This is a genomic window from Campylobacter concisus (assembly GCF_002913865.1).
In the GTDB taxonomy this organism is placed as follows: domain Bacteria; phylum Campylobacterota; class Campylobacteria; order Campylobacterales; family Campylobacteraceae; genus Campylobacter_A; species Campylobacter_A concisus_AM.
The window spans coordinates 1-14,914 of sequence record NZ_POYX01000123.1; the positions used below are offsets into that span (position 1 = coordinate 1).

Sequence of the window (14,914 nt, forward strand, 5' to 3'; positions counted from 1 at the left end):
TGAGACTAGCTATCAAAACCTTGACTTTTTTGCTCTTGCTTTAATTCGCCATTTAAAATTTCAGCACCTTTGCTTACTGATTTTGTGACTGCTTTCATGGTTTCTGGCAATACGACTATGCCTTGTTGCTTAACAAAGTCATAATTCATTGTTACGGCTGATCTGTCTGGAATTTTATTAACGATTTCCATAAGTTTTGGATTTTTAGCCAATGTCTCATTTTTTTCAGCGACCAGACCCAAGTTAAAGCCTTTGGAAATATTGCTTAAAAATTCTTTCTCGAGGGCACTATCATTTGTAACATCAAAAGAGTAACCTTTTACGCCATTTCTATTTTTTGTAGCAAAAATTCTCTCTTGCTGTTGAACTATTTCGCCAGCTTCGTTTTTAATCTCTGGACGAATTGTGATTGCCATTTTATGAAGACTATAAGCTTGACCAGTCTTATCGTTTATGCCATTGTGTATCCAAGTAGATGCTGTATAGAAAGTGTGCTTTTCGTTTTGTAAGCCGCACTCTATTTTTACTGGGTGATTGCGACAATCAACACCATTGAGAAAATTTCTAGCATTTTCTATAGCATAAAATGCTTTTACTGCACCAAGTTCTATTTCTTTTCCATCTTTTTCGTATGGACGCTCCATGCCAAAGCCAATTAATGTTTTGTTTTGTTCTGGTAATTCAGTTTTGCTTATGAAAATTGTTGCAAGGTTCTTTTCGTTGCCGTTTTCTGTTCTGTCAAAATCTGCCATTGTTTTATCCTTTTAAGTTAAAATTTTTATAACGCTATTTGATTAAAAAAATAGCGTAACCGATAACTCCACCAAGTGCCAAGCACATCATGAAAAGTAATCCTATTAGTGCGTATCCTCCTTTTTTTAAGTTTTTTAGTATTTTTGTTTCATTTTCTCTAATTTCTTTATACTCAGCCAGATTTACCTCAAAAACTTTTAACTGATCGTTTAAATGAGCGATCATATTCTCACTAAATCTTTTGTATTCATCTCCAGTATCATTTAGCCTTATGTTTATCTTATCCTTAAAAATTTCAATCTTATTTAGCTCTTCTTCAAAGAATTTGTTTTGATTTTCAGCAAAATTATTAAACTGCATAGTCATCTCGTTAAAGGCATCTTCTTGATCTTGCATGGTTGCCTTAATTTTAGTTATGTCTGCGATGTTTTCAAATTCTTTATAGTCTTGAGCTATTTTCCTAATAGCAAGTGTATTATTCATGAGAGCCATAAATTCTTTACTAGGAGGATTGAGCATAAATTCATTTAGGTATTCAAAGAGTTGTTTAAGCTTCGCACTCTCATCCATAAGCGATTGAACCATTTTGACGTATCTACTGTAATCTGCATTATTTTCTGTTGCAAATCTTTCAAAGGCTTGTTGAACCAAATTTAGCTCACTATTAAACATATTGAAACTCATGTCAACTCTTTTTTGGTAGTTGGAATAATCTAAGACAGAGACAACGCCTTTTTCGCTTATTTTCAATCCAGCTTTTTCAAATTTAGAATTTAGCTCCGCCACTTCATTCTTTAAAATATCAGCTGTTGTATTACGCTCATAAACTAGTCTTTCAAGTCTTTCTTGCAATTCTTTTTTGCCTTGCTCTACATTATCTAGCTCGTTTTTGGCATTTTCTGCCTCTTTTTGAAGCCTAGCTATGATTTCATCTTTGCTTTCGAGTTTTCTTATTGGTGCAACTTCAGATGAGCCAGTGCTATCAAATAGATTTTCATTTTCCATCAGTCTACCCAGCATGTTTTACTAAAATACTTCTTCTCAAAGAATAGGTATTGAGATATATGTTGACGACAACTCTGTCGCCAATGGTAACTTTTGTTTATGTCGCCACATTTCGAAAATTCTGGATTTGGTTGAATTTCTTTTTTATCGCTACTTAAAGCGTTGTATTGAGCTTGACTTATAGTTTGTAGCTCATATCCTCTTTTCCATATACTCTCGTCATAAAACTTGGTGTCGCAAGTATATTTCAAGTCCTTAATATTTGTATAATTATGACGAGCAAGTCTTTTACAATATTCAGGCATGTTTGGGCTTATTCTAATTTGAGTTTGATATAGTCCTTTCTCACTATCCCAGACACGACGTTTGTCTAAATTCTTGTTAAGATCGCTAGCATCACATCCCCCACCTATCTCTGATATAGTATCAATCAAACTTGCGTAATCTTGATCTGTTTTTATAGCAGTATCGGTTGGACAAAGCTTTAAAAAATTTTTCCTCTTTTTTGCCGTTTCATGTGCCTTTTTTGCTCTTATTGAAAAGTATTTACTTAAACTTGCCGAACACTCACTTGGTCTTTCGCTACTTGATAGGCACAAAATAGCTTCGCATGCTAGTTTTGTATCCCCAGTAAGCTCGTCAGCTCCATATACGGCACTATTAAAAATCAAACAAGTTAGTAAAGCTTTTGATATAATCTTCATCGTTTTTTCCTTTCATTCCAAAAAATAAGATATTTACGCGTTTTTTAGATTGTCCAATACTATCTACTGGATGAATAGCAATATTCTTACAACCATTGCTTGCCAAGTAATCTTTGTAGTCTTGGGCTATCTTTTTATTTCCAATAACTATGATCTTATCGGCATTGTGCGCTACATAAAATGTTTTAACAATCATATTATTTGGTATATACTCATCGTCACTTTTTTCAAACATTAAGTTATATGTCCAGTTATTTTGTTTTAAGAATGGATCTAGCGGAATATTGTGTCTTTCTTGCCTAATTAGCTCTTGGTTGATAGTGATTTGACTACTACTATCAAGTTCTATTGGCTTTGGTATGCTTGAACATCCAAAAAATAAAAAGGATATAGCTGCCATACTTGCCAAACTCGTAAATTTAATCATTTTGTCTCCTTAGAAATTACTTTTGTTCTATGTCTTCTAGCCATTGTTTGATGCTATCAATGTTGTATAAAATACGGTTGCCAATTTTTAAAAATGGCAAAGGTAAATGTTTTTGTCTATTCTCATCCGTATAGTTCTTTTGCATTCGTAACTTATTTTGAAGTCCTCTACTAATGCCAAACATCTCTTCCAGTTGTGCTGGTGTTATATATTTTTCATAAAAGCTTGTATCTTTCATTATCTACTCACTATAGTCTTGTCTCTCATCGTCTAATTCATCAAAATTTGGGCAACTAGCATTTTGAGCCATTAATTCTTCTATGCTATCGCTATCATTGATTGTTTCTTCTGCTACCGGATCAGTATCGATATTTTCTACACTTTTATTTGCATTACTCGATTGTTCGACTATTTGTTGCTCGTAAAGCTTTTGAGTCTCTTCTTTTATTGCTTCATCTTTATCCCTTTGAAGTCTAAGTTTTTTTTCATATTCTTCTTGAGTTTCATCTATTTCATGAACTATTTCAGGTAAATTTTTATATCTAGAACTTTCATCATTATAAAGCTCTTTAAAGTATGCTTTTATATTTGCTATGTTTTGAATAGGGACTTCTATGTTTGTCTCACCATTTTGAATAGCTTTCTCTAATTGATTGCGATTTGGTATCTTTCCATTTTCTTTCACTTTTATCTTATATTTATCTCCATCGATCGCTCTAAGGCTTGGACTTACTTCTTTGAACTTGTTCATAAAGTAGCGATCTGAGTAGTAAAATGCCTTTTTTGCCATAATAGGCTTGCCATTATCAATCGTAATTAGCTCGTTTTCAAAAGGCATTTCTCGTAATTCTTGCGCAAGCATTAAGGCTCTACTTGTGTCACTTTCACTTCCTCCACCGCCTTGTCCCAGATTTCTACTCCTATTTTTAATGGTTTTTGTTCCTAAAATTTCGCTAATCTTTTTAGCATCCTCTTGTTCTCTTGGTGTATAAAAAATTTGGCAAGCATGGTTTGTAAGCAGTGTTTTAGCGCCTTCTCTACCATATCCATCAGGTTGATTTGCTTCAAGTTGTGAGTTTGATTGATAGATCATTAGGCTTCTTAGCCAATATCCAGCTATAAAGCTAATTGACTTTAAATATATTCCTAAAAAGCCTGGTGCAGTAAATTCATCCATTACTAAAAGCACTTTATATTTTAAATCGGGATTAGCTTGCGGTAACTCTTTTGTATTTACCAAGATTAATTGCTGCCAAAATATGTTTAAAATTAGCTTCGCATTTGCCAATTGATCAGGAGTAATACCTACATAAATAGTCATTTTTTCTTTACGAAGATCTCTAAAATCAAAATCATTTGCTGAAGTAGCAAGCCTCATATTGTCATTTCTAAACATCATCAAAGGAGCGTTGAAGCTTGACATAACGCCACTTTTTGTGTTATCGCTATCAATCTTGAAATAGCTTTGGCAACGCATTTGAGCTTTTTTACCAATTAGTCCAAGCTCAGATAAAACATTATATGTATCATCAAATGCCTTGAATATAATTTTTCTATTGCCGTCTATATCAACTTCACCTTTAAAACCTTCACTCATTTGCAAAATACCATATAGTGTAAAATCTATCTCCATATTTAGAGCTTTTAGGAGCGAAATGCCACCTTTTGAATTTAAAAGATCATGAACGATATAACAAATTCCTATAAATAAGTTTTGAGCTAGTTGGTTAAAAAACTGCGTAGTGCTATCGCCTGTCATGGGATATAAAATATTTGCAAAATCAGTTAGCTGTCCATCTGCATTATCGCTTGCCATATCAATATAAGCTAGTGGATTATATCTATGAGTGCGTTTATTGAACGGATCAAATAAATATACTTTTTGCCCTAGTATTTTTTCTCTATATCCGCTAGTAAAGTCAAAGCACTCTTGTTTAATATCTTGAACAACTGCACTCTCTTTCCAGTCAAGTAAATTTGGAATAACAATACCAACGCCTTTTCCGCTACGTGTTGGAGCGCCAAGCGATACGAACTGCTGACCGCCAAATCTTAAGAGGCGGTTTTGAAATTTACCAATGATTATTCCATCTCCATAAAGATCCATTTTCTTTACATCATTGGCATTTGCAAATCTTGCATCTCCGTGTAGGCTTTGTTTCTTTGGTAAAAATGGTAGTAAAAAAGCTAGAGTGAAACTTATTAAATTTGCAATAAAGTAAGCCAAATATGCTTTTGACCAGCCGTTTATCAGCATATCAAAAGTAAGCCCTAAATACCATATTTTTGGAAGCTTTTTAAAACTGTGATTTAGTCCAAAAAATAATACACTAGCCAAGAAATAGCCTATAATTAAGGCAATTGCAATTAAAAAACCAATCTGCATTTTTTTCATTGCTTAGCGTTCCTTAAGCTAGACTCAACAAAAGCATTACCTTCATTATTTCTTATGAAATATTCGCCATTAGCCAAGTATTCTGTAACTTGACGTTTCTTGCCAAGACGCTTAAAAACTACGATGTAGTCAATTGTATTTGAAACAATATCAAGCAACATATCTTTACCTAGAACTTGGGCTTGAGTATTTTGCATGCTCATCATTACAAGACGATCTATGGCTGACTTAACACTACCAGCATGACAACTTGTCATACTGCCATTATGACCACTTGAAATCACATTTAAAAAATCATATGTTTCACCACCCCTAACTTCTGCTAGTAGAATTCTGCTGGGTTTCATTCTCAAGCAGCTCTTTAAGAGAGTTGTGGCATTTACTAGACTATCGCTTTTTGCCTCACTTGGATAAAAGAGTTGAACAAAATTTTTATGATCCCAAAATTTAATTTCCTCAACATCTTCTATAGTAATAATTCTTTCATCTAATGGTATAAAATCGATAAGCGTTTTCATAAAAGTAGTTTTTCCGCTACCAGTTTCACCACAAATAATAATATTCTTACCATTTTCGATAGCTATTTTTAGTTCATTTGCCATATTTGCATCTATTGAACCATTATTAATGTAGTCATCTATCGTATAACGAACCTTGCTAGGTTTTCTAATGGTGATTGATATATGATTTTCTTTTGTAGCATTTGGTATAACTATTTGCACTCTCTCTCCAGTTGAAAGAATGCATGATAAAATAGGTTTTTGTCTTTCTATCTTATCGTTTTTATAAGCGGCACATGCATTAGCAAAAGATAGGGCAGCATTAAAGTTTAATTCACTTTCGTGACTAGACCAATTACCGATTATATCTTCAGTCCAAATTAGATTTCCGCCGTTGTAAGCTATTTCATTTATGCTTTCATCATCTAGATACTTGCCAAAATACTTTTTGACGTAGCCATCCAGCATAGCAGATTTGTCTAATCCCACAGTGCTCATTTTCTTCTACCTATTGTAAGCTTATACACCTTACTAAAGTCTATATCACGATTGACGTAAACACCAACTATATCTCCTTGATTTCTATAAAGGACCGGTTTTATTTTTATAAATTCCTCAAGTGCAGTATTTGCCATTTGTTGTGTAGAGTCTCTAGTGTTTTCGCTATAGTCATAGCTATTGTCACGTTTACCATTCGCAGCATAATTAAAAACATCATCTACCATTGAAAGCAATATACTAGCACCAAATCTTTTTAGCCATTGATGATCAACGTATCCTTGTAGACCGCTACCGCCTAATTCATCACTAGCACCACTTTGAACTGGAATGTTAATATTGTTTGGTGTTCTGATCTCGCTCCAAATAACAAAAATTCTATTCATTCCATCATTCATCTCTCCGCTTCTGAAGCTGCCAAAGATTTTGCTTCCCTTTTCAATTAAGAGGGTTACGCCATCTTTGCTATATACGTCTTCGCTAGTTGTGCAAGATATTCCGCCTTTAATTTGAGACACAAGTCTAGTGTCGAGCGAACAACCAATATATGTGCCTTTTTGAAGCAAGAGACTAGGGTTAAATTTGTCTTTTACGGCAATTTTTGGAGTGTATGTATTGCCTTCATAATCCTGGTCTTCTTCAAAACGTTTGGCTTGTTCTGCCCAAGATATGTTTTGGTCGGCAACATATATATCTTTTTTGCTTGAACTACTTGTTGCAATCGCCAAACTACTACCAGTTTTAAAAACTTTAGGCTTAAAAATAGTTTTTTGAACTACCGTAGTATTTGATAAAGGGTCTGGCTTGCTCGCTACTTGCACAGGCGTTTGTTGTGGTGCTGGAGCAGTTTGAAACTCTTGAAAATTCTTTTGAGACACTTCTTGCTGAGGCAACTCAAAATTTTTATTCTTTACTTCAGTTCCTATTTGTTGAACTTGTGATTTTACAGCATCATTTGCCTCTCTATTTTTCCCTAAAAAACTAAGACCAACCATAACAAAAACAACCAGACATAAAACCATGACCGCAATAACCATTAATTTTTTGCTTGGCTCATTTTCGACTTCTGGATGCTCATATTCAATTCTTTCAACTTGAGACTCTTGATTATTCATATTTTCATTACTTCTATTTTTGCTCATTGTCTATAATCTCTCTTTGAATATTGTCTTTATTAGTGCTGTAGGTTTTATCAAGTGGATTTTGACCATAGCCATTATTTATGATTCCGACTAACTTATTGCCACTTCTTAGTAAAATTTTTTTAGCTGTCTTGTGGATCACAACTACGTCATATTTGCCGTCTTTTTTGATATGAGTATTGAGGATGCTTTCTTTATTGGCATCATCAAAGAGAAAGACACTTGGTATAGTTTTAGTTGAGCTAAAACCAAGATATGTAAAGACACCATCGTCATATGCATAATCAGGTGTTATAGTTTCACTATCTTTATTTACATGCATTACAAAGTTCCAATTTCTAGGTATTGTATTTCTATCGATCTCTTTTTTATATAGTGCCTTTTCTTTTGTTGCTTTTTCGGCGAGTTCTTTTTCGGCTTTCTCTTTTTCTATCTTTTCTTTAGGGGTTGCATAATTAAAAGTTAGTTTGTAATTAATCTTGTTAATCTCTCCTAGCTCCAAATCAAATGTATAAACTTTATCTTTATTTGTTGTGATGATTAGATTTGTCTTCCAATCAGCTGCATTTGGTTGAATAACCGAACTACCATAAAATTCTATTTGCTCACCACTTTCATTGGTCATATTTTGTTCTTCGGATTTTATGGTGTAACTCTTTGGTTTAATAAATAGATAGTTATCTTTATCCATTACTTCCCAACCATCGCTAAAACCAGTTGCTATATTTACGATGCGTTCATCTTTTTCAAATTCTATAATACTCACAAAACCCTCTTTACACTTAACTAAGACAACGTCATCGGCATTGTATGTTGCATACGTGATGCGTTTGTCAAATTTAGATAGCCTTGGAGTATTTACTGCGTGTAAATTTGCTATTGCTAAGAGTAAAATTATTGCAATATTAAATAATTTTTTATTATTTTTTATCATTTAAAATCTCCCAGTATTGTTTAAATATAAGCCACGATCTAGCTGTAATGTGTTGCTTTTTCTCGCCTTAGAACTTGTTTGTGGTGTTTGTGTAATGACTTGATTACTCTTCATGGGATAGCTTTTTCTTAAACCATCTATTAGACTATCACAACGTGCTCTCATCGTTTCAAATTGTTTAATAGCTGTATTTATTCGCTCTAATGGCGCCATTTCCTTTAGATATGCTATAAATTCATCATTTTTGCTATCTATAAAAAAGTCATAAATTTCACTATTGCCAAAGACTTGTCTTTGTTTTTTGTCTAACTCATATTCTTCTTGTTGTGCAGTGCGTTGCATATCAAGGATCATGTTGTAAGAATTTTTTGCCATATCTTCTAAATGAAAAATTCTAGCCCTAAGGGCTTTTAGTTTTCTCTCTGCTTCTTGTCTATTTTTAGAACTATTGAAAATAAATTTTAAAAAGCTATGCGTGAGCTCCTTATCTGAGAAGCATTGTTCGGCTTGAGTAAGCAAATCGTGCGTATATGCTGTTTTAAAATCCATTTTTTACTCCGAAATGTCAAATTTTGGTGCAATGGAGTTTGCTGCTGCAATTTCTTCATCTGTTACAAAATCTGGAACAAATTTCTCATATACTTTCAAAACTTGATCACCGATATTTGAAGTCCCTACTACTTCAAATAGATCCTTCTGCTCATATAATGCGAGTTTTCTTTCTAAGGTTTCGACCTCTTGCACCAGTTCTGCAATGTCAGTATTTTTTTGAGCTAAAAGCTCAGTCATAACATCAATTAACTTTGTGAAATCATCATAAGTAATCATTTCTATCTCCTTATTTCGTCATCAACTCTATACGTGCTAACTTTAAATCCAAGTGGGTTTTTAATACGCTCTTCCTCTGTTGTGAGTGTATTTGGTTGGTAGTCATATGAAAGTGTCACAATCTTTGCTTTGTTTGATACAGCTATTTTTTCGCCTTTTTTTCTGGTAATTTGATTAAATCTGATAGTTGCAGTAGGTGCTCCAGCGCTATTTCCCAGTGTAACCGAAACAATATCAACCTCTACTTCGTAGTCATCTTTTAAAACTTTGTCTCTAGAATTTTCACCTTCATAAATTCTCAAATAATCACTGGCAACGCTTGGATAGCTTAAAATTTGAACTAATTCATAGTCGCTTTGCAAAATATCATAATAGTATCCCTCTCTCGCTTTTACATATGTTGTTGCAAAATACTTATCGAGTGCTTCATTACCTGTGAATTCGGCTTTATTTACGCTTGTTATTATGTCAACCATTCCGGTTGTATTATCAACCCTAATAACATAAGGCTCAACCGATTTTAATGGTGTCAATAAGCAAACAGCGATAACGCTGATGATAGCAATAAGTAGAGCCACACCTGATATAAAATAAGCCCTCTTGTTAGCTTGTTCTGCTATGTATCTAATGCTTGCTTCATAGCTAATTGCTACATCATCTGGATTATTAGAAGCCAAAAAATCATTTTTATCATTAGCTCTTTTCATTTTACATTGCCTTTTTTATGCTTTGTTTGAGATCTAAATTTTCTCTATTTTCATTTACTGGCTTGTATTCATTACTATCAAAATAATCTTCCCATTTTTGATTACTGCTATTTTCAAATTTAGGAGAATTATGAGCGGCACAACCGCTCATAAAGCTTGTGCCTACAAGTAAAGATAAAAATATTAAAATATAATTTAATATTTTTTTAAAATATTTTTTATAGTTTAAAATATTATTTAATTTCATTTTATTTCCAACCTTGACCTTTTGTAAAATTGTTAATTTTTGAACCTATGTTTTTCGCTTGGTTAAGTCGTGATCCAACGGCTTGGGCTGCTGAAGAATTTTTAATCGTGTTTATTCCAGAGTTGATGCTTTGACCGAGTTTTGAATTGCCAACTTCTTTTGCTGCAGATGTGGCTGCGCCTAAAAGACGAGAGCCTATAAAACCAGTTGCCTTGCCAGCACCCATTGCCTGAGCACCTCTTACCGCCAACATTGCACCACCTATTGCACCACCCCCAACAGCACCTGCAAGACCCATTGCACGTCCAACGCCTGTTCCTGCTAATCCATCAAGGCTAACATTAGTGAGTTTTTCGGCTATTCCAGTAGCCATACCGCACATTATATTTGCAAGAATTCCATAAAATACCATTGCTAGAGCCAATACAAATACTTCATCCTTAAAATCGTGACTGCTGTTGATTTTTGGAAACATGTAATCAAATAAAATATTTAAGAATAATGATAGGCAGAGCAACGCAATAATATTTGCTAAAACCATTTGGAACCACTGTGCAAATGAATTTTTAGTTGTTTTAAAGATTAAAAAATAAAATGCCAATGGAGCTAAAATCATAAGCAATAGAAATGATAGTGTATTTACAAACAGCGCTCTCAAAATAGGGACTGCACCAATAAAAAAGCCAATAAAAGCTATAATAATTATAAAGATAATGTATGCTAGCTCTAAAGTGCTTGACTGATCCCATACCACATCGTAGTAGTCACCCATAAATCCAGCCCATGTTGCGATTTTTGAGTATAAGCCTTTGCCGTCATATGACAAAAAGGTGTTTGCATATTCTTTTGCACCATTGAATGCTTCAAAAACAAGATTTATCCAGTTTCCAGCATTCATTGCTAAGACTATAAAGACAAACTTAATGGTTGCATCAAAAGCAAAATTTTGAAAAGTTTGTTTGCCATTACCCCAAAGAATTTTATATCCCTCGATCATTATCCAAGCGGTAAGATATACGGCTAGAATATTTCCAGTTGTATTAATTAACGATTGAAGTGCTCCCACTCCGTTTGAATAATTATTTTGAAAGAAACTATCAACATTCTCTGATATATCTATGACTAGATCGTGTAATCCTCGACCTGAATCAGTTGTTACTTTATACATACTATGAGCCTATTTTTGTAAAATTTTAAATGCCGCTCGCTGCCTATCTTTAGTCATCTTAAACTCTGCGTCTTGTAATCTTTTTCTTTCGTTTTCTAACTGATCCATGTCTCTTTGATAGGCACGCCAGTTATTCTCTTGTCTAGCACGCAATAGGGCTATTTGATTTGAAGTATCTATAGAACCTTTTAGATCCTCTTGTTTACCTTTATTTCTAGCTACTTCTTTGCTTATTTTGTCGAGATCGTTAATTTCGTGCTTAAGACGATCAAATTGTCTATTTACGACTTCAAATTCTTTAAAAGCACTTGTGGTATTCTTTTTGCAGATATTTCTATGTGTAATATCACTTATTGATGAACATTGGTCTGTTCCACCAAATTTTAAAAACAAATCCCATGCCCTTTCATCAAAGCTATCGAGACTAAAACCTGTTGCTTGTGTATATATTGAATAACCAGTATCGTAGACTTCATTATAAAGTTCGTTCATCTCTTTTGTAAAATTGACAATATCCCTAATGCCTGTTTTGGTATATAGGTCATTTGCCCATTGCACTCTTTCATCAGCCCATTTTTTAACTTCTTGGACTCTATGCGAAGCTTCTTCGCCCCATACTTTGACTTTTTCAGCGTAGTCCTTCAGTGTTTGCATCCATTCCATCGAAAATGTTGCTTGATTTTGTGCTATAGCAGCACCATCAACTACTGGAATACCAGAGGCTAATAGATTAGATGATAGAATTACTACAGAAGTAGCTATAACCGAAGCTTTCTTTGCTCTATAAACGAGACTATTTTTCATATGTCTTCTCCTTAAAATTTATATAATTTTTTGATGAGTTGGTATTTTTCTTCACGACTGATATCCAAGGCATTAATATTTGTAATTTCATCAACATAGACTTTGGCTGTTGATAAAACTTTTATCATGTTTCCCAGATGTGATAGATTGATCTTGGCAATCGCCCTATAATCAACGCCTTTTCGTATTAAAAATTCATATTTCTCTGGATCTGTTGTTTTAACGAATTGATATTCTGCTTCACTCATACCCAAGGAACCGCAAAAATCAGTTTCTTTTGCTTTTGGGTTGCTTAGTAGCAACACTGTTTCGCTTTGTTCCATGATTGCCGTGCCAATACTAGATTTTGCGATATCTTCGACACTTTGAGTGCCAAGAAACAAAAAGCCGTTTTCTTTTCTAATGGTCTTTTCTTTGTTGAAGACCTCTTTTGACACTACTGGATTTTTGAGCCAATCCCATGCTTCATCGACAAATAAGCCAAACCTGCGTCCATCAACCATATCGATAATTCGCCAAAGAATATAATATGCAACATATGGAGAAATTTCATCGTCTTTTAAGATCGTTGTGCCGTCTATACCATATACAAGAATACTCTCGTCGCTAAAATCTAAAGTATCCATTTCATTGTCGAATACCCATCCAAATTCATTACCGATAGTCCAAGCCATCAATCTAGATTTTAATGAATTTGACTCATTTTCGCCTTCTTGAAGCAATTGCCAAACCCTACTGATGCCATGAGTTCTTTCGCTTTTTTCCAGTCTCATGACGCTATCTACTGCTAGATTGAGTTGCTCTTCTTCTCTAGTTGTTAACATTAAATTATTTTGATTGCCTTTGGTGACTAACATTTTTAAAAGAACCTTCAAGCGACGTATATTTTCAGGTGTTGCGTCACAACTAAAAGGATTAAATCCGGTCGGTTCTCCACTTGTTATGGTTAAATACTTTCCGCCAATGGCAATAATATTGCCGATAGCTCCTTTATCCTTGTCTAAATAGAAATAGGTAGCCTTACGTTTTTCTTTTGGAGTGTTTTCTGCAAAAGTATCTGGCTCATTAAATTTGCAGAGCATATTTAGCGTGAAATTCATTAAAACAGTTTTGCCTCCACCGCTTTGACCTAAAACGAAGGTATTTGCTAAAACATCGTTTTTACCAAATTCGTCTTTATCGAAAATTGTTTGGTGTATGTTAAAAAAATATGGCTGCGCATTTGGCGTTTGCAATATTGCAATGGCATCTCCCCATGGATTGCCATATTGTTTTCCTCGTGGAAAGTTGTGAAGTGCTACAAAACTAGCAAAATTTTTACTCGAAATGGTGTGAAGTCTAGGGCGTAACGTGAAATTTGCTGGAAGCTGTGCAAAATATGTAGCTTCTAGAGCTATATTGGCTTGTGTTGCTAAAAATCCTAAATCTTGCAATACGACCGCAATTTGGTTTGCAATGTGCTCGCACTCGTTTTGTGTATCAGCGTATATGACAATAGAAAAGTGATACTCTCCAAAGATTATGTCATTTTGTAATTCATCTAGAGCGGTGCCAAGTTCTGCAATTTGACTCAATGCATCATCTTCTGCTGCTACTAATCTTTTTTGTTGCTTTGTAAGCTCATCTCTCGCCTCTTTTTTTGAAAGTGGCGTAAAGCTTTGAGTTATGGTATATTCGACATTAGCATACATTAGACTATCAAATATTCCACTAAAACTTACATTTGGATAGTCTTTTAATTCAATTGCTTTTACGAATTTCTTAGTTCCATCATTATAATTTAGCTGTAAAGTATGCTGTGAAGGAAAAATTTCATTTAAGTTACCATTAAGGTAAAAGTCTAGGGGTGCATTTGGAACACGAACTTTTGTAAATTTACCACCTATCAAATAGTTGTAAAATTCTAGTTGAGAGCTAAAAATTACACCATCTTGCTCATATATGCCAAGTCTATGTGGCTTAAAATGGTTTAAATTTTGTTCAATAGTTATGCATTTTTGGTGAAAACTTTTCAAATGAGCTTTGATCTGTTTCTTTTTCGTATCTATGTTTTGATTTCTAAAGTGTAGTTTCTCAGCCTTACTAAATGGTGAATATATCGCAGTTAGATAAAGTCTGTTTTCTTTTAAATTTTCAGAGCTAAAAATCTCATAATACTTTTTTGAGAAACTTTTTAAAAATTCATTTGAAAAATAATCGTTCAAGCCAACTTGTGTATTAACCCTAGCATTGTGAAAATAAAAACTAATATTTTCACCAGCAAATTGCCTAACAAGCATATTAAGCTTGTTTTTCGCAAGATCTATTAATTCGTCATCTTCTACTTCAAAAGCTATACCATCAACTCGCCATGTGGCTAAATAATCTCTATCTTTTGTGATGACAACATTATTTATATATGTTTGATACGGAATTAAATTCTCTAAATTTGCGAATTCACTTAGTCCAACAACGCTAAGTCTTGGATAAAAATTGCGCATAGATTGCTTGGTATATGTCGAATTCGCCATATAACTTTTCCGACCATTATAAAATTTATTAATGGCAGGGGATCTAAAAAATCTAAGTTTCAACCCCCAAAGCCTAAACGCCATATCGTCTTTTTTGACTATAAATTGGAAAACAAAGGTGGTAGGAATAATCATAACTGCTAAGAGCAAATATTCGTTTCCAAATAGCACTTTAGCAAAAATTGCAAATAAAGCCCAACTAAGTGCCATAATCATAAATGGCACCATAGGAACACCAAATACCATAGGAGGACGGGTCAAGGCTTTAAAGATAGGCTCAGGAGTTAACATT

The 14,914-nt window shown here is 33.9% G+C and carries 15 protein-coding genes and 1 pseudogene; all 16 read right to left on the reverse strand.

Annotated features, from left to right (window positions below):
• Positions 1-5: 5 nt before the first annotated feature.
• Entirely contained in the window at positions 6-752 is a 747-nt protein-coding gene (locus CYP77_RS07765) for a hypothetical protein (protein WP_103599734.1), read from the reverse strand.
• Between the two features lie 34 nt (positions 753-786).
• Positions 787-1,758 (reverse strand): hypothetical protein, encoded by a 972-nt coding sequence (locus tag CYP77_RS07770; RefSeq protein WP_103568027.1) that lies wholly within the window; start codon positions 1,756-1,758, stop codon positions 787-789.
• Positions 1,758-2,462, reverse strand: a complete 705-nt coding sequence (locus tag CYP77_RS07775; RefSeq protein WP_103568026.1) for a TrbM/KikA/MpfK family conjugal transfer protein — start codon at positions 2,460-2,462, stop codon at positions 1,758-1,760. The genes CYP77_RS07770 and CYP77_RS07775 overlap by 1 nt, the downstream gene beginning before the upstream one ends.
• Positions 2,419-2,889, reverse strand: a complete 471-nt coding sequence (locus CYP77_RS07780; protein WP_181000159.1) for a cag pathogenicity island Cag12 family protein — start codon at positions 2,887-2,889, stop codon at positions 2,419-2,421. The genes CYP77_RS07775 and CYP77_RS07780 overlap by 44 nt, the downstream gene beginning before the upstream one ends.
• Positions 2,890-2,905: 16 nt before the next feature.
• Positions 2,906-3,127, reverse strand: a complete 222-nt coding sequence (locus CYP77_RS07785; RefSeq protein ID WP_103568025.1) for a DNA-binding protein — start codon at positions 3,125-3,127, stop codon at positions 2,906-2,908.
• 363 nt (positions 3,128-3,490) lie between these two features.
• Positions 3,491-5,284, reverse strand: a pseudogene (locus CYP77_RS07790) (type IV secretory system conjugative DNA transfer family protein); the annotation flags it as partial.
• Positions 5,281-6,282: an ATPase, T2SS/T4P/T4SS family gene (locus CYP77_RS07795; protein ID WP_103568023.1), complete on the reverse strand. Its 1,002-nt coding sequence runs from the start codon at positions 6,280-6,282 to the stop codon at positions 5,281-5,283. The pseudogene CYP77_RS07790 and the gene CYP77_RS07795, both read right to left, overlap by 4 nt.
• Positions 6,279-7,424 (reverse strand): type IV secretion system protein VirB10, encoded by a 1,146-nt coding sequence (virB10, locus tag CYP77_RS07800; RefSeq protein WP_258032456.1) that lies wholly within the window; start codon positions 7,422-7,424, stop codon positions 6,279-6,281. Before virB10 ends, CYP77_RS07795 begins: the two co-directional genes overlap by 4 nt.
• Positions 7,411-8,358, reverse strand: coding sequence for a P-type conjugative transfer protein VirB9 (virB9, locus tag CYP77_RS07805; RefSeq protein ID WP_103568022.1), 948 nt, complete (start codon positions 8,356-8,358; stop codon positions 7,411-7,413). The genes virB10 and virB9 overlap by 14 nt, the downstream gene beginning before the upstream one ends.
• Positions 8,359-8,907: a hypothetical protein gene (locus CYP77_RS07810; RefSeq protein WP_103568021.1), complete on the reverse strand. Its 549-nt coding sequence runs from the start codon at positions 8,905-8,907 to the stop codon at positions 8,359-8,361.
• Between the two features lie 3 nt (positions 8,908-8,910).
• Entirely contained in the window at positions 8,911-9,186 is a 276-nt protein-coding gene (locus tag CYP77_RS07815) for a hypothetical protein (RefSeq protein ID WP_103568020.1), read from the reverse strand.
• Between the two features lie 2 nt (positions 9,187-9,188).
• Positions 9,189-9,893, reverse strand: coding sequence for a virB8 family protein (locus CYP77_RS07820; RefSeq protein WP_103568019.1), 705 nt, complete (start codon positions 9,891-9,893; stop codon positions 9,189-9,191).
• Position 9,894: 1 nt separating this feature from the next.
• Positions 9,895-10,140 carry a hypothetical protein gene (locus CYP77_RS07825; protein WP_103568018.1) on the reverse strand — a complete coding sequence of 82 codons (246 nt, stop codon included), beginning with the start codon at positions 10,138-10,140 and terminating at the stop codon, positions 9,895-9,897.
• 1 nt (position 10,141) lies between these two features.
• Positions 10,142-11,308, reverse strand: a complete 1,167-nt coding sequence (locus tag CYP77_RS07830; protein WP_103568017.1) for a type IV secretion system protein — start codon at positions 11,306-11,308, stop codon at positions 10,142-10,144.
• Between the two features lie 9 nt (positions 11,309-11,317).
• Entirely contained in the window at positions 11,318-12,112 is a 795-nt protein-coding gene (locus CYP77_RS07835; RefSeq protein WP_103568016.1) for a type IV secretion system protein, read from the reverse strand.
• Between the two features lie 11 nt (positions 12,113-12,123).
• Positions 12,124-14,913 (reverse strand): VirB3 family type IV secretion system protein, encoded by a 2,790-nt coding sequence (locus CYP77_RS07840; protein WP_103568015.1) that lies wholly within the window; start codon positions 14,911-14,913, stop codon positions 12,124-12,126.
• Position 14,914: the final 1 nt, after the last annotated feature.

Coding starts and splice junctions, on each gene's coding strand:
- CYP77_RS07765 (WP_103599734.1), bottom strand. CDS start 752: ATGGCAGATTTTGACAGAACAGAAAACGGCAACGAAAAGAACCTTGCA.
- CYP77_RS07770 (WP_103568027.1), bottom strand. CDS start 1,758: ATGGAAAATGAAAATCTATTTGATAGCACTGGCTCATCTGAAGTTGCA.
- CYP77_RS07775 (WP_103568026.1), bottom strand. CDS start 2,462: ATGAAGATTATATCAAAAGCTTTACTAACTTGTTTGATTTTTAATAGT.
- CYP77_RS07780 (WP_181000159.1), bottom strand. CDS start 2,889: ATGATTAAATTTACGAGTTTGGCAAGTATGGCAGCTATATCCTTTTTA.
- CYP77_RS07785 (WP_103568025.1), bottom strand. CDS start 3,127: ATGAAAGATACAAGCTTTTATGAAAAATATATAACACCAGCACAACTG.
- CYP77_RS07795 (WP_103568023.1), bottom strand. CDS start 6,282: ATGAGCACTGTGGGATTAGACAAATCTGCTATGCTGGATGGCTACGTC.
- virB10 (WP_258032456.1), bottom strand. CDS start 7,424: ATGAGCAAAAATAGAAGTAATGAAAATATGAATAATCAAGAGTCTCAA.
- virB9 (WP_103568022.1), bottom strand. CDS start 8,358: ATGATAAAAAATAATAAAAAATTATTTAATATTGCAATAATTTTACTC.
- CYP77_RS07810 (WP_103568021.1), bottom strand. CDS start 8,907: ATGGATTTTAAAACAGCATATACGCACGATTTGCTTACTCAAGCCGAA.
- CYP77_RS07815 (WP_103568020.1), bottom strand. CDS start 9,186: ATGATTACTTATGATGATTTCACAAAGTTAATTGATGTTATGACTGAG.
- CYP77_RS07820 (WP_103568019.1), bottom strand. CDS start 9,893: ATGAAAAGAGCTAATGATAAAAATGATTTTTTGGCTTCTAATAATCCA.
- CYP77_RS07825 (WP_103568018.1), bottom strand. CDS start 10,140: ATGAAATTAAATAATATTTTAAACTATAAAAAATATTTTAAAAAAATA.
- CYP77_RS07830 (WP_103568017.1), bottom strand. CDS start 11,308: ATGTATAAAGTAACAACTGATTCAGGTCGAGGATTACACGATCTAGTC.
- CYP77_RS07835 (WP_103568016.1), bottom strand. CDS start 12,112: ATGAAAAATAGTCTCGTTTATAGAGCAAAGAAAGCTTCGGTTATAGCT.
- CYP77_RS07840 (WP_103568015.1), bottom strand. CDS start 14,913: ATGTTAACTCCTGAGCCTATCTTTAAAGCCTTGACCCGTCCTCCTATG.